The organism is Paenibacillus sp. O199 (assembly GCF_001636635.1).
GTDB lineage: Bacteria > Bacillota > Bacilli > Paenibacillales > Paenibacillaceae > Paenibacillus > Paenibacillus marchantiae.
This window is the reverse complement of the sequence record NZ_LGRP01000008.1, coordinates 258,756-282,229: the sequence shown is the minus strand read 5'-3', so window position 1 is coordinate 282,229 and position 23,474 is coordinate 258,756. Positions and strand designations below refer to the sequence as shown.

Sequence of the window (23,474 nt, the reverse complement as noted above, 5' to 3'; positions counted from 1 at the left end):
TTTTTAACTGTTATAATACAGTGGACTCAGCCAAAGGGTAACAGTAAAATCGGAGGGGAAGTATTCAATTTAGACTCATTCTAAACTTATATCTTGTATAATCTTATACTCTATTCAACTATACATGCAGTGGTGGTCAACTTGATTACTACTCTATCCTCTACTGATGGCTTAACTCTCAGCAGTCAGCACTAACCAGCTTGGTTACTACTCACCTGATCCATCCTATCTACACTATAACCAGTCCAGTATGCTGTTTACATGTTCTTCTAAATCGAAATTCTCAATCATTTTTTCCTCTGTTGAAATTGATAATATCGATTCTTGAATACAGTTTGCCAATTCCGATTCCACATATTCTGGTTTCAACTTCTCATTTCGAATTATGATTTCATTTTCTTCAAATCCATTTTCAATTGCTGTGTATGTATTCTGGTACTACAACATCATATCTCAACTTGTTTCTTGTCTTAATGTGCATGTGCATAACAAGTGTATCACCATCAGTATAGTAGCTATCTAACCTAGCCATCTCATCACTTCCTATTCTAACTTTGTTTCACATAACAACAAATAAAACACTTTTAAGAATAAAGATATGGTTGCAATAATGATAAAATAATAGTATAATAAAGATAGGTTAAGGGAAGGAGTTGAGACCATGGACCCTTGGCAAAAGATAGCAATCATCGTATCTATCCTAACATTCTTACGGCTAGTGTATCACGATATCAAGCAATACATAGCTGATCGTAAGAAGAAAGCCAAACAAAAAAAGCGCAAACGTTTTTCTCAGAAACGTAAGCGCAAATGATGGACAGGCTCACCCAAGCCTGATGACTATGACGGAGAGGAAACAAACACCTCTCCACTTTCCCTTAACCTATAAAGTAATTGAGTAAAGTATATAATAGTTGTTGACTATAGTCAATGTGTGAAGGTAATTCTAATGTGAGGAGTGTTAACAAATGAATAAGGAAGCATCATTGAGACTGTCTATTGCTGCCATCTTCTTAGGTACTTCAGTATTCTTAACCAATACAACTGCAACTGTTATTGTATCATTGGTTGGGCTGTATGCTTTAGTTTCTGGCTTTATATATGCTAAACGAAAATAGAATCTCAAGTATACATAACCTTCGGCTCACTTCATGTGGGCTTATTTCTTTATGGTAGTGTGTGGTATACTGTAATATACGAATAAACTAAGGAAGGTGTTACATGACGAATAATGATTATGAGAAATTAAAAGAACTTAGTAAAAGTATGTCTGTTCTAAGGGGCGAACAAATAAGTGCAATTTCAAAGGCTGCAAGGGCACTTCATACATCTTCGGTAACTAAGATGGTGGAACAGATTAATATGGTTAATAATTCTCATCGTCTAAGGGCTTTGGATAGATTATCAAATTCTATGTTGGCTGTTTCTTCAATAGGATTAGATATGTCTAAGTATGAGCCACTCTCTAAATCATTAATGGAACTTTCTAAAGTAACATCCTCACCTTCTTATTTGAGCACAATGCACGAGTTACAGAAACTTGGGGATGTTTTAAAATATACAGCTCAAACTTTCTATGATTCACCTTCGTATAAGGCAATGATTAACGCATTTTCAAACATTGATTATAATTCCATACAAACATTTATAGATACCATTCCTGAAGATATTTCCTCAGATATCAAAAATATCGAAAACGAAATAGAGAATGACCCAGAAACTAAGGCTCACTTTCAACCAATACTAGACAGTATGGAGGAAGTATTATCTTCTCAGGTTGGAGCAGAAATTGATTTTAGTAAAACAGGTTTCAATAAAACTAGTATAAATATATTCATGTATATTCTCGTACTATTATTTCAAATCTATGTACCTAATTGGTTGATACCAGATCCAACCGATGATCTAGTGGACGAAACCAAGCGACATAATGCTGTTATAGAGCAACACAGCAAGGAACAGGTTGAGATCAGTAGAGAGATGTTAGAGGTACAAAAAGAACAGCTCCGAGTTAGCAAAGAAAAATCGGATTCAGATAAGTCTAAACATAAAACACAAACAAAAAAGGACTCAAAATGAGTCCTCTTTTTTTATTATCCAATCAATTTTACTATCTGTGCTGCAATTTCATCTGTGACTTCACTATGCGGCTCATTCGTATACTTCCTCATTGCTTCAGTCAAATACACTGCCATCTCATATGTCCCTTTGGCTCCATGCTTCTCATATAATCTTCCACTATGTACTGTAATATCGCCTTGCAATGTAAAATCAACACTGAATCCATTTGTAAATTTACTCGTTACTGTTGCACTAGATACTTTAATATCCACTATAACACCTCTTTCTGTTTGACAATCTCATCTGCCTTCAATTTCATTCTCATTATCGTCCCTGCTTCATCATTCAATATTAGCGATATCAATTCCTCTTTTGACAATGAATGAAATACATTGTCTGGTATCTTGTTGTGCATTCTCATACTCGGTCTATTAGATAGATCCATATTCATATGCTTATAGAACTTATCTGTTGTAGCAATATTGCTGTGTCCTAGCTGTTCTTTGGCTTCTTGAATAGAGCCAACTTTAACAACAACGTTACGGAAACTGTGGAATACAATGTTTCGTTCTTTTGGTATATTCATTTCTACACGTAAAGAATCCATCATGGCTTGTATCGCTTTGTTTCTAAGATGAAATACCTTATCATCTGTATATTGCTTATAATAATCCTGTTCCTTGATGGTAAGTAACTCTTCATATAACCAAGTGGGAATACTAACAGGGATCTTCTTTCCACCTTTAACTAACACATTAAATTCATAATATCCATACTGGTCATTGTACGTGATATCTTTAAAACAAATATCAAGCAAGGATGATTTACGTAGTGATGTAGTATAGGCCATTCGGATTAGCGCTGCCTTCTCTACTCCCTTGCGCTGTTTAACTACAAGTTGAGCCATATTTTCAGCTTCATCTGGAAACAAAGATCCTGCATGTTGAGGGTTCTCTATAAGAGATTTTATATCAAGGTTAATCGACTTAACATTGTATTCGTTTTTCTGCAAAAATACATATAAACTGCGTATTGCGTCAACCATATTATTGATGGTTGTATTTTCATACTCTAAAGCATGATTTCTAAGATGTGTTTGATACTCAACAAATTGAGCATTCTTTATTGGCAAATCTTCTGGGACAAGTTGCTCTGGCATTTTATTAGCGTACCACATCATGAATGTACAGATATTACGTTCATATGTTCGTTGAGTGTGTTTACTAGTAAATGAGTTGATAAACCTTCGTATATCCGATGAGACAGAATCATGATGAAGGCCAGTAACATTAAACAATGTACTCATATGTATTACTCCTTTCTATTATCCATTTTAATATTATTTTATTCTTAAACAATACTTATTTTAATTCTTAATACAGATATCAATGTCAATCATCAGTTTATCGAAATGTAGTTTATTAATTTTATTTGTTGTAAAGACGATATCCATTAGTTTTCTGACTCTCTTTTTTAATCTACGAACAAAGGTCAATCTTTCCTTTAACCTCATTCTGTGATCGGCAGAGTCATCTCTACTTGATAATTTCTTTATCAACTCTCTATATTTTGATTCTAGTTTATCTTCGGATGCTAACAGCTCTTCATGCATTCTGTTTCCGAGAGAACTGTAATCAACGGATATTTTCACATCTTTTTTTGATATACCGGGAACGGCTGTTATATTCAACTTTTCTATATTTTCGAACAGATTCCTACTGGGTGTTATATTGTTTATAGTCATCATTTTATAATTCCAAAGAAAAATTGATAAGAGAGTCCAACAACCATGAGAGCATATGCAATATAGGATAATTTACCTTTAAAAATGTCCAATGTTAACAATCCTCCTATTCTTCTGTTCGTCTTCAAATTCGGGTGGTAGTGGTCTAAGTACCTCATCAAATAAATCTGCAAACAATGATTCTATCTCACTCAATTCTTGACTATAAGGCGGTAGCAATTTAGCATCAATCACACGAATCATGGTGTCATACCTTATATCATTTTCTTTAGCCCTCTCCATCATTCCGACAATCAAGGCTATATCCAATCCATAGGAAACAAAATATTTATCAATGGCTGCACGAGTACGCCGATAGTGGTCATAGTTCCATGCTGACTTTTCATCTGCTGGTAAGTTCCTGTAATCCAACTTGTACAACTCGCTTACATTCATATTGTTATTCTCCTGTCTCAGATTCATGTCACAGGTGATTCGCCGTTGAGTTTTCTTTAGTGATCAGTTACAATTTTAATTTCTTTTCATCAATCATTTTAGAAAACACATTGAAATCAGATATGCTGAACTTTGATATGTCAATCTGATCATTGAAATCGTGTACCCATGAATAGCATCTAATCACTACAAGGTAATATTTGTCTCTCATATACTTAATGAGGACTTTTCCCTGTTCTAGTTCATATTCAGTAGCACATAGATATTCCACTTCAGGATTCTCGTTCTCATATTGATACATCGCTTGCTTCACACGTTCATGAGCTTCATAATACTCTTCAGGCTCTTCCATGTTCGACCTCCTTTTCTACATTAGAGTTGTTGGTTACTATTACTAATTTTTCAGCTAGTGCAACAAGGGAATCAGTAATCATAGTTGGGACCATCATATTGTGGATTGATGGTGGCAAATACTTGATCATTAGCTCAAGGATGGACAGGATGACATTGTTAAGTAGTATTAAAAGTTTGTTCATGGTTATCCTCCTCTTTTCCCCTTCAAAGGGGGAAACTATTTAAATCGTTGTTAAGTGAATTATCCGAATACAATGTTGCTCATTCCAGTACAATGTTGATACGTTGCCAAAAGTGGCAATGAAAGTGTCATTTCATAGGATTTGACGCTCTCTTAAATTTGTTAATGAAATTAACCATCATATTGTTAAGCTCAGACAATATATTGATAGATTTGAGTGTCTCTTCTCTTGGTTTGGTTTTAGTGTTGTCATCAAGAATTGGAACGAAATATTCAATTTTTTTATCTTCACCTCTTGTTACAATATGCTCTGCATTATCAAAATCAGAAAAGTCATATGCCGGGCTGTTCTTTTTTCTGAAAAATATAATTTCAGCATGAGCAAACTGTTTAAGCAAATTCCTTACTTCTTCAATATAAGGTAGGATATATTGATCAACTTTTGCGTTTCCATATATTTGCTTTATCATTGATTCATCAGAAAAATAGATTATAACTTTGCTAAAGTTATTTGCAATCAATCTTCTTAGAGATGTCTGTAAAATGCCCATCTGAATACTTTGAGCCTCTGTCATGAAACCTTTCTCAAATTTGATCCTTTCAAATTCAGAGTAGACATTTTGTTCAGAATCATCTCGTATGATTAACTGGAACCTATTTACATCTCCACCTGTATAAACACGAAGTGAGTCATTTGGAATAATAGTATGCTCATCAGGATAATGAGGTACTACTACCTTTTTAGTTAAAACTATTCCGTTGGCTTCCTTCCATTTCTCTGAGACAATATCCGAGCTTGTCGTTTGAGTAATGCTTGTACCAGAAACAATTTTTTTAAGTGGGTTGTCATATCTGAATTCAAATTGAATTGAATTGAAGAATATTGCTGTATTTTTGATCTTTTGTAGGCACTTTTTGAAGTTTAGAGAGAAAGGCTTGATGTCAAGATTATTGCCTAATAAATCTACAACTAGCTTATTATCAACAGTGATTTTAGCATTATCAATACTCATAGCAAGCATTTTGTTCATTACAGCTAAAATTGCTTTTAAAGAAGCATAGTGTTTTCTTTCATGGTTTTTAATGTTATTGTGGATTTCGCTAAAATTGAAAGCAAGTACTTGATTATTGTCTTGATTTGAAATTAAATAGCCATACTTATCATAATCAGTACTCACAAAAGCATTAAATTTGTTACTCTTCATCTTTGCACCTCTTAAGTGGTTTATTTTTGGTCACAGTTCAGCGTTGTTGTTATATGAATTTATGATACATATTGCATCGGAATTAAATGTGCTATACTCAATGAGTTCATATATATTGCTCTTTCTTCATCTGGGGAGATGGTATTTACAGAGAGAGCAATATATATGATTAACTTAAAACGTTGTTACATGAATTTTCTGCAATGCACAATTCAGATGAATAGTGTTGTCATTTTGTTTCAACTTGACTATCTCTCTAATGTCGATGTTCCATTCCCTGATACGCTCCAAATGTACAAGAACAACGCTTTCTTTAAAGTATTCTCGCAATGCTTGGAGTGGATTTAGTAGGTACATGTCGAGGAAGGATTCATCAGGCATCGGGTTGATAAGAAGCTGTTCTTCCCTCATTTTATGCACAAGATTAAATACCTGATGCCCTGTCGGATCAAATGGAACACGCATCATGAACTCATAGCGGAGTTCTTCAGTGACCAATATTGATTTAATGTCAGCAATCAACTGAATAGCCTTTTTGTTTATATTGCAATCTGTGAAGAGTTCTTCAAACGTCCAAGTTAATTGGGAAGGAGTTGTCATTGTAGCTTGCTCCTCTGCTTGTGAGATAGATGGTTTGTTGTTCATGAGTGTCATATGTATTAGTCTCCTTTAAGTGTGGTTTGTGTTGTGCTTTACTTGATAATCTTATTATACGACAATTATATTATCGAGTCAACAATATATTTATCGTTTTAACAAATGATTTACTTGCACCCCTTTTTTGTACTATTATAATGATGGGGGTGTTCAAGTGGAATTTAAACTACATTCAGATCAAGCAACTAACTCTGTTAGACAGATGCTTGCCGCACGATCTCGTTCCAGTGTAGGAGCATTAGCAACTGAGTTAGGTATAAAAGATACAACTCTTCGAGCTGCAATAACAAATGAATCTCTTCGACTCAAAGATTTTTTGCGTATTGCTGAACATTTAGGATTCAGCGTAGTTGTCAAAGATAATGAACAATAGCTTTTGATACTTAACAACTCTACCAATGAATCGTATAACGTAAGTATAGTCCCTCCTCTATGGTTTAGAGGTGGGATTTTGTCGATTAAAGGGACGAAATATGTCGAATCGTGATGAATTGAAGAATAATATGTATTAAATCTCTAGTTGTTAATAGTTGTTATAAATTTGCTAACAGGCTATAATAGTACTATAAAACAGAGATGTTATTTAAGTCAAGCACATTGTTAACATTTTTCTAACTATCGTTAACGGAGGTTTATTATATGGAAACATCGTCATCTAATAATGAGTTAGGAGAACTTCTGCGTGAATTAAGGCTTGCAAAAAGTTGGAGTGTTAGGAAAGCTGGAGAAGAATCAGGAATAAGCTATCCTTCAATAAGTAATTTCGAGAATGGTATACATTCATCATCAAAAAATCCAATAAAACCATCACCAGAGCAACTTAAAAAGTTAGCTGCTGCTTATAATTATCCTTATAATCTACTGATGATCAAAGCAGGATACGGGGAATTTGTAGAAAATAAACACTCAGAGTTAAATGTGACTGAACTAATGAATGCTCTTCAGGCAAGCATTGATGCTACAGAGCCTTATACCGCAACAGATACTAACTCTGATGAATATTTTGACTCTTTGAAGGATTTTACCTTACATGAACCAATTAAAGAATGGGAAACTGTTTCAAAAACGATAAATGAAACCATTGGAGAGAGGATCACATTAGTTAGAGTGTTGTATGGTGTGTCTATAAACAGACTTTCAAATGAGATGACTGGAATAATTAAACACAAAAACTATTTAACGCATAGAAAGTTTCCTCCACTTTATATCCAATCAATAGAAGACGGTCATGAAGATCCAGAAGCTTCTTTCATGATTGGCTTCTCTGAATACTTTGATATATCCCTAGAATGGTTAATGACAGGAAAAGGTCATGCGGGCTATAAAGTTGAAAATAGTAACAAAGATTTGGTTATTGATACAAACCGTGAAGAGTTTAAAAATCAATTTAAAGATATTACCATGAAAGTTATAATGGAAAATATGGATACTATTATTAAAGAAGCTGAACACAGAGCCAAGATGAAGAAACCTCCATACTAAAAAAATAAGACCCTTTTGGGGTCTTTTTCCATTTACCATGGCAGGATAAATATCTTAAAATATAATACAGCGATTGCTGCAATAACAATTAAGCTGTTAATCAATATAGTTCGTATTTTTACTCTTTTCATCTTGTCATCCCCTGTTGTCCAACATAATACTACATGTGGTTCCTCAAAAATTGAGGAGCCATTTTCTATGTATACATTCTGTTACCCTATGGGTAACAACTAACTCTAGCATACATAATCTAAGATAACATTACAATACATGTAATAAATTGGAGTTGTAATATGAAAAAGGGATCGTATGTTCTTTTAGCTGGTGACTTATTAGCCTTAGTAGGATTCATTCTGGAGAGGTTTGGAGTGGATTTGAAGTATGTGTATGCTGTACTTGTTACGGCTCTTATACTGTTAATTGTGGCAGTTTGGATGGCTGCTAAAGGTAAATGAGGGTTTTGACATATTGTAAAAAGCCTGTATTTATAGCATCCTTCAATACGCAGAACCCATATACCTATTCAATTGAATCTCTATCCCTTTTCAACCGTCTAATTTCGGTTAATTCCTTCCTAATCGCTAATACGCGCTCAAGTGGTATTGCGCGGTTCTCAGCTTCTTTTACTAAGCGGGAGTAACGTAAGTTCAGTTCGATTAATTCCTTTTCAGCTACTCCCTTTGGGATAATTGGTTTGTGTGCTACTTTGGGCTTTCTACCCTTTATTGCACGAGTACGTTTCAACTTCATTATCTGCTCAAACATGCTGTCTTCAGAGTGCATTGATTTCATTCCTTATGTCAGTGATGAGCTATATTATATCACAGTAGCCCTCAAACTGAGGGTAACTGTTTAGGGTAGTAGGTTGAACCTACACCCTTTGGTTGGACGTTGTGTCCAATTTTAAGACTGACGTTCATGGTGAACTTGCGTTGTGCGCATTGTACAACCGTTTAACGCCGTGTTAAACCATATCGAGCATGTCCTCGGAATGATCTATGGGACATTGTGTCCTAGAGTGAACGATTCTCTTTGGAAGGAAACGTTTATCATATGGTCCACTTCGACCATAAGATAACCCCCCCCTGATTGCTTATGGATAATTTATATAAGACGGTGTGGATTGAAACCACATAGTCAATGTTAAGCACAAATAAAAAAGCCCTCTAAGGGGCTGTATTTGAGAAGTCAGGTTGTATGTAACCAAACTCAATCATTAAGTTTCTCCAAGTTGACTCAACAAGATCAGCTAGTCCGTTCCAGATTGTAAGATTGATTTCGCTGAAACTTGGGATGTACTTGTAGAGTAAAATTGCTAATGCCGCGGTTCCAAGTATAAATAGATATTTGATTGCGTCCAATCTAATTGTGCGTATGTTGTTCATCTCCTTGATATTTATAGGGATATTATACCATGTCATAATGTTGAGATTCCAATTTACAACAACATACTGGAAGTTATCTAATTACTTACACCAATGACACCAAAGAAGTTTTCTCAATGACTTTTCTAGGCTTAGTTGATCCTCTAATTAACTCCTCAAGCTTCAAATTCCCTTTAAGAATAAGGGTTGATCCGCTTTCTACTGTACCTTGTTTCGAGTTTACATCATTTTGACGATATGCGCGACGAGGCGCAGATTGTGTTCGATAAGCAAATTACGTGAATGTGCGTTGCCTTCAGCCATAAGGCGTAAATGTTTGGCTTCATCATCCTCAGCCAGTGGCTGGGGAAATGCATTATTTTTGACATACGAGACGAGTAACGTTAACTCTTTAATGAACAGGGCAATTGCGGTAAACAATCCGGGCACAGATGACACCTCCTGCAGTTTTACAACGATCTGGCCTGAGCACATGTGGGAACAGGGTCGATTTATTGTATGTAGGCGTGTGCCCAGAAGTGCACGTACACTTGAAAAAGGAAATGTTTCCGCGAAGATTTCATACACTCACTGAAACGATGGAGCCCACCTTTTGAAGGATGAGGAATTCTTTCTCGACACTATCGATAAAATACTTCTTCTCACCAAATATCACGACATCATTCTCGGCTAATTGAACATCGCTTTTGAAATAAATAAAATTGTCCGTTTCTCTGAACGCACCTTTGTAGTAGTACAAGTTGTCACCTTCTCCTTGGAAAAATGAATGATCTCACCTACTGTAACTACTATTCTTTTCGTTTAAAACACATCTTGTAAAGCATAAGCCCCATACCAGATGAAAAAATAAGATATCCAAAGAACAAGAAAAGTAAATAAATACCATGAAGATCTTCAGGAATCTGATTTACACCTTCAAACCATGCAGAACGAATAGGATACAATAGCGCTACCCAAATGATCAGCAAGATCAGAATATAATTAATTATTTTTCTCACAGTAACGATCCTTTCAGGTTCGAGTGGAAACTGGAAATAATAAATAGCAGCTCTTACAACGAAAGTAAAAAAGCCGCTAGATTAGCGACTTTCTATGGTACAATGTTTCCGCCCCGACACTTGGAGAGTACAAAATCAGCATCTTTTTCTAGTAATGTGAGATTGTTATGCCATGAATGATTCCCTCGGTTGAATTGGAGGCGAAATGGACCCGGGTATCCCCAAAACGATAGGAGAGTAAATATTCTTCTTGAATATCAGGGTTCACACCCTTTTGACCTTTTCCCAATATCTTCTCAATGTCACTGAAGGTTTTCATAGGGAGAGTTTTCCAACTCAAATAAATATGGTTAAGACGGTCTGTGTCTCCCTCCCCAAAATTAAAGGAAGCATACTCTACCCCTTCAAATATCCAGAAAAGTCCTCCCATTTCCGGTTCATAATAGGGTTCACGATCTGAACTTTTCAGCGCTTTTGATACTTCTGCTTTCGTTTGTCCAAAACTTATATTTTCAAACCCCGGTATTCTCCCACTCTTCAACTCTTGAATGGAGTTTTTATTTAAATCAAAAAATGGTCTGCTCAGTTCAGACTGAATTTTAGAGAAAGGAACTTTTACTTCTATAAATCCCGCTGCATAAGGCCCAACTTCGTATGGGTTAAATACCATGACAATTCCTGTGTTTTGGTAGTAAAAGCTAGATGTATTCGACAAGGGAAAGTTATAAAAACTTTCCGGGAAAACATTCTCATTACTCTTTAGGTCTGATTCAATACCCTCAGCTAGATTAACAGCTTGTTTATTGGTTTGAACCACCTGGTTCAAGTAGAGGCGTTTTCCTGTTGTTAGATCATAATTATAAGTCGTTACTTCTTCATACCCGTGCGCGCCGCCTCTGAAATTATAATCTGTATATACAATAGATAGTAGGTTGTTTTGATTGTATTTAGTCTGTGCAGTGGTATTCCAGTAAAAGTAATCTTGCTGTTTTTTTAGATATGTATTCTGTATAGCGGCATTTACGGCATGGATTTTGAGTGTTTTATTTATTTTATCAATTACCTTTTGTTCGCCGCCAATAATTTGAACATACTTTTGCCCTTTATACGAGTAAATTTTTGTCGTTACTGTGCTCGACCCGGCTGCATTCGCATCACTTATTGGGATTATAAATAGAAACACCAATAAGAAGCTTATTAACATAGCAAATGTTTTGTTCAAATTGAAATCCTTCCTTCTAATTATTATGATATACCAATAATACTGTAACTTGGCTGGTTTGTCTTTTTCTAGTTGAAACTGTAATCCTTCCATAGAACAGCCTCCATCCCACACGTTAATGCGGAGTGAAGGCTGCATCTACCTGTCTATATTTAATTCACTGGTGCCGGCTCTACAGCATCGGCGATTTCCGGTACCCTCGTTTTGCGTTCCATTGTCACGCTAACGAATAATCCCACAAGTCCAAGTGCTGCAATAACTGCTGCATACAACGGTACCGAGATGAGCCCCGTATGCGTAATTGCAAACCCGCCCAAATAGGCACCACCTGCGTTGCCCAGATTAAAGGCTGAGTGACTCGACGTTGTCGCCAGCAGCGGTGCTTCGCGAGTCATATTCATAATTCGAATTTGTAGGCTTGGCATAATACCAAAAGCCGCAATGCCCCAGCAGAAGATGGTGATTACCGCGAGATACGGATTATCCAGCGTCAACGTTAAGGCCGCCAACAGAACTGCCAATATACCGAAGTTAACCATCAAGGAAGGCATCAGCTTCCAGTCTGCCAGACGACCACCAAGCATATTACCCAATGTAACGCCGACACCGAACAGCACCAGAATCCAGGTCACGCTCTGCTCAGCAAAACCACTAATATCGACAAGCATTGGTGTTATATAGGTGAATACAGCGAACAGACTTCCACAGCCCAGCGCACCAATCAGCAATATTAATAACACTTGGGGGCGAACCAGATTCCGGAATTGCTGGCCAAGGTTTGCTGGCGGTCCCTGCTGAATCACCGGAATGAAACGAATGATACCAATCAATGAGATGATGCCCAGAATGGTAATAGCTCCAAACGATGACCGCCATCCTAGCTGCTGCCCAATGAAGGTACCAAACGGCACACCGATAATGTTGGCAATCGTTAATCCAGCCAGGACTACGGATACTGCCCCTGCCCTTCTCTCCGGTGCAACCAATCGTGTTGCCATCAGCGAGCCTACACCCAGAAACGTACCGTGGGCAAATGCCGTTAGAATACGTGCCGAGATGAGCAGCCCGTAAGTTGGTGCAATAACAGACAATGCATTACCGATGATAAAAATACACATCAGCAGTACCAGCAGTTTTTTCTGGGGAATCTTGTGCGTGAACACGGTTAGTATAGGCGCACCCACCGCCACACCAAGCGCGTAGCCCGTAATTAACTGCCCTGCTTGGGGGATACTCACATTCAAATCCGTCGCTACATTGGGCAGAAGGCCCATAATAATAAACTCTGTCATGCCAATGGCAAAAGCCCCTACCGTCAGACATAAAAGGGATAAAGGAAACGCCCCTCGTTTAGCAGATTTCGTAACTTGCGATTCCGTTTGAGATGAATCTGTCTTACGCATATGATGTTCTCTTCTCCTGTCTCTTCTATCTAGCTTCCGCCTTTGACCACAATGCCTCTGACAATTCGCCCAGCGTATCCTGCATGGCCAGCTTCTCTCGCCAGTGTGCCGGAATGCCGCTTAATCCATAATACGCTCCGGCGATTTGCCCATATACCGCTCCCGTGGTGTCCGCATCATCACCCAAATTCACTGCGAGCAGCGCACCCTCTTCGAAGGTCGATGATCGATGGAATGCCCATAACGCTGCTTCAAGTGAACGAACAACATAGCCGCTTCCCTGAATATCAGGCGGTACTTTATCCCGGTATGATCCTTGGACAATTTCTTCAATGGCTGGCGAAAAAGATTTCTCTTCCCTCCACTGACGGCAGGTATCAGGCCTTAACATGACATCCTTGTCCGCTCCGCGCAGTCCTGCAACCAATATTGCCGCCAGTACTTCACATGCTTCTACACTTTCAACAGCAGCATGTGTCGTTCTGGAACTCAACCCAGCATACCGCACTGCTTGATCCGGCTGGTTGGCATATGCCATAGCTACAGGTGCGAGCCGCATAATTGATCCATTCCCAGCAGTCATCGGGTTAGTTGAACCACTATACGCTTCACCGGTTGCTGCAAACCGTTCAAGGGCACTCCGAGTAGCCCCGCCAATATCAAAGCAGGTTCCCGTACTGCTCATATAACCCACCTGATACCAATTCGTATATCTGCGCATCTGGTCCCCGGGATCAAAGTTCTCTTTTCTCACCAAGCTTTCTGCCAGACACAGGGCCATCGACGTATCATCCGTCCACTGTCCAGGCGCCAGATCGAATACCCCGCCGCCCACAATATCGGTAACAGGCTCAAATGTGCCGGGACTGCTGAATTCCACTGTGGTTCCCAGTGCATCTCCCGCGGCAAGCCCAATGAAACAACCTTGGAAACGATCCTTATGCAGCATCGTCGATCCCTCCTCCGCGATTTAACTCTCAAATAACTTCTTCCATTCTCCCATATGGCTTGATATGGCGTAAAGAATTTTAATAGGTTCACACTGAAAATACAGGTTTTTCAGTACACCGCTTACACGCAAAGGGTATAACGCTTTTCCACTTTTATCATTTTCTGAAAACATCTCATCCATGTGCAAATTTTCCATGTAAACAATCATAACGCGCTTGACCCTTCCGTTTGTCCTATGTTACGGTTTTATTAGCTTATACACCTGTTTTTTCCCAAATTAATATTTATAACTTTGCTTTCACGTCAACTAATGTACCGCAAGTTAAAAGATTACGGTGTGTATTTGCAGAGAAATTCATTTAGCTTTATCCCAAAACTAATTCTGAAACAGGAGGAACAAATTTATGATTAAGGCACTGATTTTTGATTTCGATGGAACGATTATTGATACGGAGACAGCATGGTATGTTGCTTTTCGTGATGCCTACAAGGAACACGGCGTAGACTTAACCCTGGAGATGTACTCGCAATGCATCGGTACCAGTCTGAAAACATTTAATCCTTATGAGTACCTCATCACAGATTTGAATCTTCCGATCGATCGGGAAGCGTTCAAGGAATCCGTTCAGCTGCATCATGCAGCCTTAATGAACAAAGAACAGGTAAGACCCGGTATCCAGAACTACCTTGAAGCTGCACGCAAAGCTGGATTGAAACTTGCTGTCGCTTCAAGCTCCAAACGAGAGTGGGTTGAACAGCATCTGGAACAGCTCAAGCTGAAAGATTACTTTGACGTCATTCGCACCGCAGATGATGTTGCCCATGTGAAGCCTGATCCTGCATTGTACAATCAAGCACTTGAAGCCCTTGGAGTAACTGCAGACGAAGCCGTAGCGATTGAGGATTCACCTAACGGCGCGCGTGCAGCTGCTGCGGCTGGTATTCACTGCGTAGTCATCTCGAATACCATTACCGGGACACTTGATTTCGATATGCCTCACCAACGGCTGTCATGCCTGACCGACCTCGAATTTAACGATTTGATTTCGAAACCACTCGTCACTACGGTCTAAGGACTAAACGAATTTCGCATTTCAAACTTTAAAGGGGGAGTTCACACATGAAAGCTGTACATTTTGGTGCGGGCAATATTGGCCGCGGATTTATCGGTCATATGTTGTCCGCTTCCGATTATGAAGTCTGCTTTGTCGCACGTAACCCGAAGAAAATCGCCATGCTTCAAAAGAGGCAGGAATATCCCATTACCCTCGCAAATGCGGATCAGGATACAACGATTGTGAATAACGTAACCGCCATTAGTGTCGGCGAACAGGATCGCGTTGCTGAAGTGATTGCTTCAGCAGATCTGATCACAACAGCCGTCGGTGTATCGGCGCTGGAAGATATCGCTGAACCGATCGCCAAAGGCATCTATCTGCGTATGAAAAATAATAATTCTGCACCACTTCATATTATCGCTTGTGAAAATGCCATCGGAGGCAGCACTCGGCTTAAAAAACGGGTTTATCCGTTTCTGGATGAAGCAACCCGTGAAAAAGCAGAACGTTATGTCTCATTCCCCAATGCAGCGGTTGACCGCATCGTCCCCGCTCAGGATCATAAAGACCCGCTACAAGTTACCGTTGAGCCTTTCTATGAATGGGTCGTTCATCGCCCTGCACTGCTGGAAGGATTTAAGGAAATTGAAGGTGTGCACTACGTGGACTCTCTTGAACCTTATATTGAGCGCAAAATGTTTACGGTAAATACCGGTCACTGCGTTGCCGCATACTTCGGATATCTTGAAGGATTTAAGACGATCCGGCAAGCTATGAGTCATGCACCTCTTCGTGCCAAGGTACGCAAAGTGATGGAAGAAACCGGAGCCATGCTCATCGCCAAGCACGGTTTTAATCCACAGAAACACAACAAATATATCGATACGATTCTCGAACGTTTTGCCAATCCGAACCTGACGGATCAGGTAACACGGGTCGGACGTTCGCCCCTTCGCAAGTTATCGCCTTATGACCGGCTTGTTCGCCCAGCGATGCAGGCCTGCGAATTCGGAATTGAAATTCCTCATTTAACTTCCGCTATGGCAGCCGCGATGCTGTTCAATCATGAACATGACGAGGAAGCCATAAAACTCCAACACCTGATTCGCGAAGATGGCGTCTCTGCCTTCATTCGTGAGCGCATGGGAATTCCCGACGAACATCCCGTCCATCAGCATGCCGTTGCCCGTTATGAAGAGCTCAAAGGGCGACAGGAATCAACCATTTTAACCTGATTAACAATAGGTCAAAGAGTTTGATCCCGCAAACTGAATAGACATACGAACAAAAAGCCGGGAGGAACCTATGCTTATCGCATCGTTCCTTCCGGCTTTTCAAACTCACGGCATGCCTATTTAATATCGAAGCACGCTTACTCGTTCATGATGGAATTGATGGAGGCATAAACCATAGGCAGGAAGCCCTCTGAAGGTTCGCCAACCGGTGCATGGATATGGAAAGCGAAGCCATTGCCATCCAGCTCTTTTACGATGAAATACTCTGTTTTCTTATTGTTTTGAGACATCATGAACAATTTTGCCTCTTTCATCGGGCCGTTGCTAAGCTTTTCCTCACTTAATTGCTTGACCGCTCCGGTTTCTGACAGCTCTTTCTTCGCATCCACTTTCAGTTCCTTCAGGTTATAATCCGAAGGCAGCTTGTCAATCTCTACCTCGTAATCCGGATCAATCTTCATGGTCAATTCATGATCATCCGCATCGTAAACCATCGGTTCAAACACATATAATGAGTATCCTTTGCCTTGAGCCAGTGTAACCGGGCGCTTTTCGGTCATGCCTTCCACAGCCACTTCCAGCTCAGATGTTTTGGCACGATCAGATGTAACATTACCACCTGCATTCGTACCGTTATCGTCATCGGACTCGACCTTGGCGATTTCCGTAAGCACCAACTGTTTGATCGTTGTATCGCCTTCGATGGCTTTCTCTACATATTTGAATTGAACGGAATCTTCGTCGTCAATGTCATCCAAAGACTTCTGCAGATCTTCACCCACCTGGAAAGACATCGGTTCCTCTTTCACACGAATTTCAACCGTGTGCGGATCTGCCCATCCGGTCAAAATGCCTTCGGCTTCAATCACAGCACTTTTCTCAGGCTGCTTCCCTGGTGCCGGTGTCTGTTCTTCTGTATTATTCGCGGGTGGCTGAGCAGTAGGGCTACTGTTGCCGCAGGCCACAAGCGAGAATCCCATAACCAAAACAAGTAATGATGCACTAATATTCATAGTATTTCGCATATGAACACCTCCGTTAGCTTATACGCAATGATGTTTGTCCATGTTGCCTGACTTGTTAACTTGACAGCTTAGTATTACTTACACGGCTGACCCGTCGCTCAATCATCGAAAGTGTTCAATGCTTCTTTGACACCATGAATAGTCAGCCAGCTTGCTCCATTTGCACAAGTTTCGCGTTGGCTCCGTTAAAAGCTTTTGTCTGCTTGTTAAACTGCTGTCTTAACTCGGCAACTTTGGCATATTGGCTGTTCCGTTCCCGAATCGCACGTTTGATTTTGACCAGATTGGGCTCCACACTGCCTCTCATCAATCCATATAACTGCTCGTCCGCATCAAGGCTCTGCCTGTAGGAGGCAACAAACGCTTCAAATGACGCAGCTCTTTGCTCATACTGATCCAATACCGTGTGGGCTTGAGCCAGGTTCTCTTCCTTCTCAAAGGATAACTGATCCAACGAAGTTCGCAGCTCTTCCATCTGTTCTTTAGTCCGGCTCATCACCGCTTCAGCTTGTTCCAGCAGTGTTCTTCGCTCGGCAATATGTCCGTCTGCCTGATCGAGCAAGGCCTCCAGATTACTGTTTTTGTTCTTTCCTTTACTCAGTATCGATCCGTATAATTCCATGTCTTCCCGTTCATGATGAACAAGTTCCTTCAGGCTCTGGTTCATCTCCTGATCGGTAAGAATCAGTTGATTAACTTGATTTGCCGCAGGTTCCTGCGGCTTTCCGCAAGCACTGACAAGCAGAGCCAGCAATATGCTGACCCCGGCCAGAGCTATCTTTTTTCTTCTAAGCACCTCGGGGTGCCTCCTCTCTTACAACTGCTATGTTGTTATTCTTACAGGCGGGTGTCTGCGCTAAAATTGGATACCCAATGAGCATTCGGATCGTAGACCTCAAACTCATAACCCCGATCTTCAAGCAGCTTCAAAATGCGTGGCAGTGCCTGTACCGTTTGCTCGCGCTCATGCATCAGAATCACTTCCTTATCCCGATGCACACTGCTGCTAACCCGCTCCACGATTTTGTCCGGCTGACCTGGAAGATTCCAGTCGAGGGAGTCGGTGGTCCAATCCCACAGTTTGAATCCGGCCGCAGCAATGTCGCCCCTGAAGTCTTCTCCGATCTGTGGGCTACTGCCATACGGAGCACGAATCAGATGCGGCGTAAAACCGATCAGATCCTTGACCATCTTCTGCTCCTTCTTGAACTCCTTCACAAAGTTAGAGGAGCTTCCGCTCTTATACAATTTGTTATAGTTATGTGTCATGCTGTGAAGCCCAGGATAACTGCCCTCTTTGACAAGCCGCTCCACTGCTTCCTTGTGTTGATTCAACTGACGTCCAATCATGAAAAAGGTTGCCTTTGCCTCATGCTGTTTCAAAATATCCAGCAGTTGATCGGTATATACACTTGGTCCATCATCAAACGTTATGTAAGCCAGCTTGCGCACCTGACCCTGGAACCGCGCAGGTTCCTCTTTGGACTCCGGTGTCATGTCAATCATGCCAAGCTTGGTTGGCTGTTCAATCGCAGCTACTGGCGGAGGTGCTACATAATCCTTGATCCAGTGCGTCATGCCAATGAATGCATATGTTAAACCGATAATGAGCAGTGCCAGAAGCGCCAGCGCAGCACTCAGTCTCCCATACCGGATTTTTCTTCTTCCATGCGTCTTGGTTCGGCTTGTTCTATGCGGAATGCCGCCACTCTCTCCCGCTCTCTGTTGTTGAACTCTCACTTCCAGGCCACTTCCTTACTTTCATTTTTTCCCGATTATTGGTACATTATATCGTTTCATGTCTCTATATAGAAGATTAATAGAAAAATGGCCCTGGAGAATGACAGAATAGTTACAAGCCCGGTTACAATCTACTTATCTATTTCTTCTCTTATACTTTTCCTGCAGATGCATTCTCCTGTATAATAAATTGATTTACACCATTTGACTTCAAGAAGGAGCTACATCCATGACTAGCTTGAACCGTGCCGGCAGGTCGATCTATCTGCTATTCTTTGTCGGCATTATTGCCATTTCGTTTTCTTCCATCTTTGTACGTTGGTCCACAGCGGACGTCGCCGTCATTGCGATGTACCGATTGTTCCTCACCAATCTGCTAATGCTGCCTTTTGTCTGGAAATACCGGCATGAGATGATGCGTTTAAACTTTAGACAGTGGGCTTTACTTCTCGCATCCGGCGTGATGCTGGCGCTACACTTCCTGCTCTGGATGGGATCGCTTAGGCTTACGAGTGTAGCCAGTTCAACGGTCATTCTCGCTTTGGAGCCTATATTAATTCTTGCGGGTTCCGTCTGGCTGTTCAAAGCCAAAATCAACCGTATGATGATCATCGGTATGGGCGTTGCCCTGCTTGGATCGATCGCTATTGGAGCTGGAGATTTCCAGTTGGCAGGCACAGCGCTGCGAGGGGATATTCTTTCTTTACTCGGAACGATCGCTGTGGCGGTACACATGCTGCTAGGACAGTTTTTACGTGCCGGACTGAGTGCATTCTCCTATAACTTCTGGGTATTTTTCGTAGCTGCCTGTACGCTTGCGGTATATAATCTGGTTAATGGTCACCCGTTTGGTGGTTATGCAGCTTCTGAGTGGGGAATTTTCCTGTTGCTCGCAATCGTGCCAACGATCTTTGGACATTATCTCTTCAACTGGCTGCTTCAATATATGAATGCTACGACGGTATCAATGGGGGTACTGGGGGAACCTGTATTTTCCTCTCTACTGGCCTGGATGCTACTCGGTGAATCCCTCAACGGGCTTCAGTTGTCTGCCGGGGTTGTCATTATTTTCGGGGTATGGATCTTCATTCGGTATGGCAAAACCAAACCACAGCCCATCCTCTCAGATGCTCCTGTAGCTGGAAAAGGACCAGTCGAACCTACAGCGGTGTAACTTGCGTTTGTATTAGGATATTTGTAAAAAAACAACTGGGACCTGCATCACGCAGATTCCGGTTGAATCCATCCCACTACATATAAGGCGGTGTGTTTTCATGAAAAATATTGTATCCATGCGCTGGCTGCTCGCCAGAATGTATGAACCAGATGTCGTCATTGCCGATTGCCGATTCCTGCTCGGTCAACCGGATGCCGGAAGACAAGCTTATGAGGCTGGACATATTCCAGGTGCCGTTTATCTCGATTTGGAAAAGGATCTGTCCGCTCCTGTATCTACGCACGGAGGGCGTCACCCGCTTCCAGATCCGACTGAACTGGCAAGTCGTCTCTCCAAAGCTGGCATCGGCTCGAATGCACGCATTATTGCCTACGATGACCAAGGCGGCATGAACGCATCGCGGCTGTGGTGGTTACTTCGTTATCTGGGACATGAACAGGTGTATATCATGGACGAAGGCTTCTCTGCCTGGCAGAATGCCAAGTTTCCAGTGACTACGGATGTGCCGGTTCAGATTCCAGCTTCGTTTGAGGTGAATGTGCAGTCAGGACTGTTGGCGAGTGTTGAGGATGTGCAGCAAGCATCTGCTGACGGCCCAGCTGTACTAATCGACTCCCGTGATGCTCGCCGCTATGCGGGTCTGGAGGAACCGATTGATGCCAAGGCCGGACATATTCCGGGTGCGGTGAATTATTTTTGGAAAGATGTGTTGGATTGGGATGGACGTTGGACAGATACTGGGGTGTTAGAAGAACGTTTCAGCAAGCTGGACAAGGATGGTGCAATTATCGTGTATTGCGGTTCCGGTGTCTCCGCATGCCCGAATGTGATTGCGCTCGAAGAAGCGGGATACTCAAATGTGAAGTTGTATTCTGGAAGCTGGAGTGACTGGATTAGTTATGAAGGGAATCCGGTGGCGACTGGAGAGGTATAACGTATAGGAAAGTGACAAAAAGGACAAGCGGTGGTTGATCGCACTGTTTCGATCTTTGATTCGGGAAGTGCCAAAGAATTTTATGCCTACGGCAGCTTGGGTAGGGGTAGAGACATTATTTATGGCAAGTTTGGTTTAAAAGCATCACCGATTATTCAAAAGGAAGCCATCGATAGCGACCAGAGCTGGGTCAAGCTATCACTGTAGAAATGGTGACCCTGCCAGCCGTACATTAAAAGAACGCAGCCTTATTAAACGGGCTGCGTTCTTATTAAATTCTTTTAAATTGTTTTTGCTAAAAGACGATCATATTTCTTTACTGTTTATTCCGTAGTTACCAGCTTAAGAAGTCGCACGATCATCGCGACTGATTCTGCTCGGGTAGCATTGGCATTCGGCGTGAATTCCTGTGCCTTCTTGCCATTAATAATTCCGGCATTACCTAATGCGTTAATTTGATCTTTTGCCCAGTTACCCTCGATATCTTCAAATTTTGAGTTGGTATCTAGCAGGGTTACTTCAAGTACTCTAGCTAGTAGTGCTGCGATTTCTGCTCGTGTAATGTTACGATTAGGTCCAAAACTTCCATCTGCATATCCAGTCATGATTCCTTTTTCTAGCAGGGCTCGAATCGCATTTTCAGCAAAATGACCCGTTGCATCTGTAACCACTTCATCGCCTGTAGCTGTGAGTCCCAGTGCTTTTACGAGCATTTGAGCAAATTCCCCACGTGTTACTTTGCTCTCACCTCGGAATGAACCGTCTTTATACCCTTTTATGATTCCAGCTCGTGTAGCGTAATCAATGTCAGCATAACTCCAAGAAGTCATTTTCACATCGCTAAAGGATGTTGGACTTGCTAATTCAGCCTTTAGTTTAATTTCAGCTACTACTTTTTTATCCACTTTGTCACTGTAAATAAGTTTACTTACGACAAGTGTTGGCGCTGGTTCTGTTGTTACTGGCGTTGGTTCAGTAGGTGTCGGCGTTGGTACCGTTGGTGCTGGTGTTGTTGGTGTTGTTGGTGTTGTTGGTGTCGTTGGTGTCGTTGGTGTCGTTGCTGATTCCACTCTCACGACATAAATAGTCTTCGTGGTTGTATCCTGTGCCGTAACAATAACCTTGTTCCCCGTTGCTAATGTAACCGCTGGATTGATTCCGTCCGCCTCATATACTTCAAATGTCGCATCGGCTGCTGGTGTAATCGCTACCTTCAACGCAGCTAACGTTGTTCCGTATGGAATGTTCGTAATCGTTTCATTCAATGTGCCACCTGTGCTCACCGTTCCAATGGTTGAGGTTAACGTGGAAACTCTGCTCTTGACCTTTATGTCCGCTGGATCAACCGTCAATACTTGCTCAGCAGATGCCGGTGTATCCAGTGTGGCCGCTGTACGTACAATGATCTCATCCCCTGCTTGTACACTAATGTTATCTACTGAAGTATCATCCGTTGCAATGGCAACATAACTCTCGTAATTTACGTTGTACTCCATCGCATCCGTAACACCATTCAAACGCGTTGTATCCACGTTGGTTCCTGGTGATAAATATACTGAAGCTGGTGGATCTTCTTGCATCGTTAAAGTGTACGTGGTCTTCGTGGTTGTATCCTGTGCTGTAACAATGACCTTATCTCCTGTCGCTAAGGTGACCGCTGGATTGATTCCGTCCGCCTCATAGACTTCAAATGTTGCACCAGCTGCGAGTGTGATTGCTGCCTTAAACGTGGCTAAAGTTGTTCCGTAAGCAATATTCGTGATCGTTTCATTCGGTGTGCCACCTGTGCTCACCAATCCAATGGTCGAAGTTAACGTGGACTCTGTGCTTTTGGGCTTGATGTCTGTTAAATCAACAGTCAACACTTGTTCCACGGATGGCAGTGTATCCAGTGTAGCTGCTGTACGTACAGTGATTGTATCTCCTGCTTGTACGCTAATGTTATCCACTGAGGTATCGCCTGTTGCAATGGTAACGTAATTCTCGCTATTCACTTTGTATTCCATCGCATCAGTAACACCATCCAAAAGCGTTGTGCCACCGTTTGTCCCAGGTGACAAATGTACCGCTGGAGCACCTGCTTGCATCGTTACGGTGTACGTAGTCTTCGTAGTTGTATCCTGTGCTGTAACAATGACTTTGTTCCCCGTCTCTAATGTGGTAGCTAAGTCTATTCCATTCGCCTCATAGACTTCAAAAATCGCATTGGTTGCTGGTGTAATCGCTG

The 23,474-nt window shown here is 41.3% G+C and carries 26 protein-coding genes and 1 pseudogene; 9 read left to right on the top strand and 18 right to left on the bottom strand.

All coding sequences use genetic code 11. The features are described 5' to 3' along the window. The first annotated feature begins 968 nt into the window (after positions 1-968). Together A6049_RS33265 and A6049_RS15215 are read left to right on the top strand one after the other, a co-directional pair. Complete coding sequence (locus A6049_RS33265; RefSeq protein WP_161490595.1) at positions 969-1,118, top strand: hypothetical protein; 150 nt, start codon at positions 969-971, stop codon at positions 1,116-1,118. Positions 1,119-1,221: 103 nt separating this feature from the next. Further along, positions 1,222-2,079: a hypothetical protein gene (locus tag A6049_RS15215; RefSeq protein ID WP_063565461.1), complete on the top strand. Its 858-nt coding sequence runs from the start codon at positions 1,222-1,224 to the stop codon at positions 2,077-2,079. A 14-nt stretch (positions 2,080-2,093) separates the two neighbouring features. Here A6049_RS15215 and A6049_RS15210 read toward each other — a convergent pair whose 3' ends face one another. The 8 genes from A6049_RS15210 to A6049_RS15175 form a co-directional block, all read right to left on the bottom strand. Continuing rightward, on the bottom strand, positions 2,094-2,333 hold the full coding sequence (locus A6049_RS15210) for a hypothetical protein (protein WP_063565460.1): 240 nt from the start codon (positions 2,331-2,333) through the stop codon (positions 2,094-2,096). Continuing rightward, positions 2,333-3,367, bottom strand: coding sequence for a tyrosine-type recombinase/integrase (locus tag A6049_RS15205; protein WP_063565459.1), 1,035 nt, complete (start codon positions 3,365-3,367; stop codon positions 2,333-2,335). Before A6049_RS15205 ends, A6049_RS15210 begins: the two co-directional genes overlap by 1 nt. Positions 3,368-3,427: 60 nt before the next feature. Then, a complete protein-coding gene (locus tag A6049_RS15200; protein ID WP_063565458.1) occupies positions 3,428-3,808 on the bottom strand; it encodes a hypothetical protein in 381 nt (126 codons plus the stop codon). Positions 3,809-3,883: 75 nt separating this feature from the next. Then, complete coding sequence (locus tag A6049_RS15195) at positions 3,884-4,240, bottom strand: hypothetical protein (RefSeq protein WP_063565457.1); 357 nt, start codon at positions 4,238-4,240, stop codon at positions 3,884-3,886. Positions 4,241-4,307: 67 nt separating this feature from the next. Next, the gene (locus tag A6049_RS15190) at positions 4,308-4,592 is read right to left on the bottom strand and encodes a hypothetical protein (RefSeq protein WP_063565456.1); all 285 of its coding nucleotides are present in this window, start codon (positions 4,590-4,592) and stop codon (positions 4,308-4,310) included. Then, a complete protein-coding gene (locus tag A6049_RS15185) occupies positions 4,579-4,776 on the bottom strand; it encodes a hypothetical protein (protein WP_063565455.1) in 198 nt (65 codons plus the stop codon). Before A6049_RS15185 ends, A6049_RS15190 begins: the two co-directional genes overlap by 14 nt. A 127-nt stretch (positions 4,777-4,903) precedes the next feature. Further along, the gene (locus A6049_RS15180; protein WP_063565454.1) at positions 4,904-5,980 is read right to left on the bottom strand and encodes a hypothetical protein; all 1,077 of its coding nucleotides are present in this window, start codon (positions 5,978-5,980) and stop codon (positions 4,904-4,906) included. A gap of 174 nt (positions 5,981-6,154) precedes the next feature. Further along, positions 6,155-6,634 (bottom strand): hypothetical protein, encoded by a 480-nt coding sequence (locus A6049_RS15175; RefSeq protein WP_063565453.1) that lies wholly within the window; start codon positions 6,632-6,634, stop codon positions 6,155-6,157. Between the two features lie 157 nt (positions 6,635-6,791). On the opposite strand from A6049_RS15175, the gene A6049_RS15170 reads away from it, so the two are divergent. After that, a complete protein-coding gene (locus A6049_RS15170; protein WP_063565452.1) occupies positions 6,792-7,010 on the top strand; it encodes a hypothetical protein in 219 nt (72 codons plus the stop codon). A gap of 266 nt (positions 7,011-7,276) precedes the next feature. Then, positions 7,277-8,119 carry a helix-turn-helix transcriptional regulator gene (locus tag A6049_RS15165; RefSeq protein ID WP_063565451.1) on the top strand — a complete coding sequence of 281 codons (843 nt, stop codon included), beginning with the start codon at positions 7,277-7,279 and terminating at the stop codon, positions 8,117-8,119. Between the two features lie 519 nt (positions 8,120-8,638). Here A6049_RS15165 and A6049_RS15160 read toward each other — a convergent pair. From A6049_RS15160 to A6049_RS15125, 6 genes and pseudogenes are all read right to left on the bottom strand, one after another. Beyond that, positions 8,639-8,902 carry a hypothetical protein gene (locus A6049_RS15160; protein WP_063565450.1) on the bottom strand — a complete coding sequence of 88 codons (264 nt, stop codon included), beginning with the start codon at positions 8,900-8,902 and terminating at the stop codon, positions 8,639-8,641. A gap of 830 nt (positions 8,903-9,732) precedes the next feature. Next, positions 9,733-9,933: pseudogene (locus A6049_RS15150) on the bottom strand (RNA polymerase subunit sigma-70); the annotation flags it as partial. Between the two features lie 130 nt (positions 9,934-10,063). Then, positions 10,064-10,243 (bottom strand): hypothetical protein, encoded by a 180-nt coding sequence (locus A6049_RS15145; RefSeq protein WP_063565447.1) that lies wholly within the window; start codon positions 10,241-10,243, stop codon positions 10,064-10,066. Between the two features lie 407 nt (positions 10,244-10,650). Then, on the bottom strand, positions 10,651-11,817 hold the full coding sequence (locus A6049_RS15135; protein ID WP_063565445.1) for a DUF3298 and DUF4163 domain-containing protein: 1,167 nt from the start codon (positions 11,815-11,817) through the stop codon (positions 10,651-10,653). A 59-nt stretch (positions 11,818-11,876) separates the two neighbouring features. Then, positions 11,877-13,127: an MFS transporter gene (locus A6049_RS15130; protein ID WP_063565444.1), complete on the bottom strand. Its 1,251-nt coding sequence runs from the start codon at positions 13,125-13,127 to the stop codon at positions 11,877-11,879. A 25-nt stretch (positions 13,128-13,152) separates the two neighbouring features. Beyond that, complete coding sequence (locus A6049_RS15125) at positions 13,153-14,076, bottom strand: ADP-ribosylglycohydrolase family protein (RefSeq protein ID WP_063565443.1); 924 nt, start codon at positions 14,074-14,076, stop codon at positions 13,153-13,155. Positions 14,077-14,482: 406 nt separating this feature from the next. Here A6049_RS15125 and A6049_RS15115 point away from each other — a divergent pair, with 406 nt between their 5' ends. Further along, positions 14,483-15,151 carry an HAD family hydrolase gene (locus A6049_RS15115; protein ID WP_063565441.1) on the top strand — a complete coding sequence of 223 codons (669 nt, stop codon included), beginning with the start codon at positions 14,483-14,485 and terminating at the stop codon, positions 15,149-15,151. A gap of 47 nt (positions 15,152-15,198) precedes the next feature. Continuing rightward, complete coding sequence (locus tag A6049_RS15110; RefSeq protein ID WP_063565440.1) at positions 15,199-16,371, top strand: mannitol-1-phosphate 5-dehydrogenase; 1,173 nt, start codon at positions 15,199-15,201, stop codon at positions 16,369-16,371. Between the two features lie 137 nt (positions 16,372-16,508). Here A6049_RS15110 and A6049_RS15105 read toward each other — a convergent pair whose 3' ends face one another. From A6049_RS15105 to A6049_RS15095, 3 genes are all read right to left on the bottom strand, one after another. After that, on the bottom strand, positions 16,509-17,396 hold the full coding sequence (locus A6049_RS15105) for a hypothetical protein (RefSeq protein ID WP_063565439.1): 888 nt from the start codon (positions 17,394-17,396) through the stop codon (positions 16,509-16,511). Positions 17,397-17,538: 142 nt separating this feature from the next. After that, positions 17,539-18,192, bottom strand: a complete 654-nt coding sequence (locus A6049_RS15100; RefSeq protein WP_063565438.1) for a YkyA family protein — start codon at positions 18,190-18,192, stop codon at positions 17,539-17,541. A gap of 41 nt (positions 18,193-18,233) precedes the next feature. Beyond that, positions 18,234-19,136 carry a polysaccharide deacetylase family protein gene (locus A6049_RS15095; protein ID WP_240321431.1) on the bottom strand — a complete coding sequence of 301 codons (903 nt, stop codon included), beginning with the start codon at positions 19,134-19,136 and terminating at the stop codon, positions 18,234-18,236. A 229-nt stretch (positions 19,137-19,365) separates the two neighbouring features. On the opposite strand from A6049_RS15095, the gene A6049_RS15090 reads away from it, so the two are divergent. The 3 genes from A6049_RS15090 (at position 19,366) to A6049_RS33260 (ending at position 21,454) form a co-directional block, all read left to right on the top strand. Continuing rightward, the gene (locus A6049_RS15090) at positions 19,366-20,310 is read left to right on the top strand and encodes a DMT family transporter (protein ID WP_063565437.1); all 945 of its coding nucleotides are present in this window, start codon (positions 19,366-19,368) and stop codon (positions 20,308-20,310) included. Positions 20,311-20,410: 100 nt separating this feature from the next. Continuing rightward, positions 20,411-21,247, top strand: coding sequence for a sulfurtransferase (locus A6049_RS15085; protein ID WP_063565436.1), 837 nt, complete (start codon positions 20,411-20,413; stop codon positions 21,245-21,247). 30 nt (positions 21,248-21,277) lie between these two features. Continuing rightward, complete coding sequence (locus tag A6049_RS33260; RefSeq protein ID WP_161490592.1) at positions 21,278-21,454, top strand: hypothetical protein; 177 nt, start codon at positions 21,278-21,280, stop codon at positions 21,452-21,454. A 116-nt stretch (positions 21,455-21,570) separates the two neighbouring features. Here the strand turns inward: A6049_RS33260 and A6049_RS33750 are convergent. Beyond that, a partial coding sequence (locus A6049_RS33750; RefSeq protein WP_205412018.1) for an S-layer homology domain-containing protein occupies positions 21,571-23,474 on the bottom strand: 1,904 nt, incomplete at its 5' end.

Excerpts from the sequence above, each read along its gene's own strand:
- A6049_RS15215 (WP_063565461.1), top strand. The coding sequence starts at position 1,222 with ATGACGAATAATGATTATGAGAAATTAAAAGAACTTAGTAAAAGTATG.
- A6049_RS15185 (WP_063565455.1), bottom strand. The coding sequence starts at position 4,776 with ATGAACAAACTTTTAATACTACTTAACAATGTCATCCTGTCCATCCTT.
- A6049_RS15175 (WP_063565453.1), bottom strand. The coding sequence starts at position 6,634 with ATGACACTCATGAACAACAAACCATCTATCTCACAAGCAGAGGAGCAA.
- A6049_RS15160 (WP_063565450.1), bottom strand. The coding sequence starts at position 8,902 with ATGCACTCTGAAGACAGCATGTTTGAGCAGATAATGAAGTTGAAACGT.
- A6049_RS15205 (WP_063565459.1), bottom strand. The coding sequence starts at position 3,367 with ATGAGTACATTGTTTAATGTTACTGGCCTTCATCATGATTCTGTCTCA.
- A6049_RS15130 (WP_063565444.1), bottom strand. The coding sequence starts at position 13,127 with ATGCGTAAGACAGATTCATCTCAAACGGAATCGCAAGTTACGAAATCT.
- A6049_RS15135 (WP_063565445.1), bottom strand. The coding sequence starts at position 11,817 with ATGGAAGGATTACAGTTTCAACTAGAAAAAGACAAACCAGCCAAGTTA.
- A6049_RS15125 (WP_063565443.1), bottom strand. The coding sequence starts at position 14,076 with ATGCTGCATAAGGATCGTTTCCAAGGTTGTTTCATTGGGCTTGCCGCG.
- A6049_RS15110 (WP_063565440.1), top strand. The coding sequence starts at position 15,199 with ATGAAAGCTGTACATTTTGGTGCGGGCAATATTGGCCGCGGATTTATC.
- A6049_RS15085 (WP_063565436.1), top strand. The coding sequence starts at position 20,411 with ATGAAAAATATTGTATCCATGCGCTGGCTGCTCGCCAGAATGTATGAA.
- A6049_RS15195 (WP_063565457.1), bottom strand. The coding sequence starts at position 4,240 with ATGAATGTAAGCGAGTTGTACAAGTTGGATTACAGGAACTTACCAGCA.
- A6049_RS15105 (WP_063565439.1), bottom strand. The coding sequence starts at position 17,396 with ATGCGAAATACTATGAATATTAGTGCATCATTACTTGTTTTGGTTATG.
- A6049_RS33265 (WP_161490595.1), top strand. The coding sequence starts at position 969 with ATGAATAAGGAAGCATCATTGAGACTGTCTATTGCTGCCATCTTCTTA.
- A6049_RS15180 (WP_063565454.1), bottom strand. The coding sequence starts at position 5,980 with ATGAAGAGTAACAAATTTAATGCTTTTGTGAGTACTGATTATGATAAG.
- A6049_RS15190 (WP_063565456.1), bottom strand. The coding sequence starts at position 4,592 with ATGGAAGAGCCTGAAGAGTATTATGAAGCTCATGAACGTGTGAAGCAA.
- A6049_RS15090 (WP_063565437.1), top strand. The coding sequence starts at position 19,366 with ATGACTAGCTTGAACCGTGCCGGCAGGTCGATCTATCTGCTATTCTTT.
- A6049_RS15115 (WP_063565441.1), top strand. The coding sequence starts at position 14,483 with ATGATTAAGGCACTGATTTTTGATTTCGATGGAACGATTATTGATACG.
- A6049_RS15200 (WP_063565458.1), bottom strand. The coding sequence starts at position 3,808 with ATGATGACTATAAACAATATAACACCCAGTAGGAATCTGTTCGAAAAT.
- A6049_RS15165 (WP_063565451.1), top strand. The coding sequence starts at position 7,277 with ATGGAAACATCGTCATCTAATAATGAGTTAGGAGAACTTCTGCGTGAA.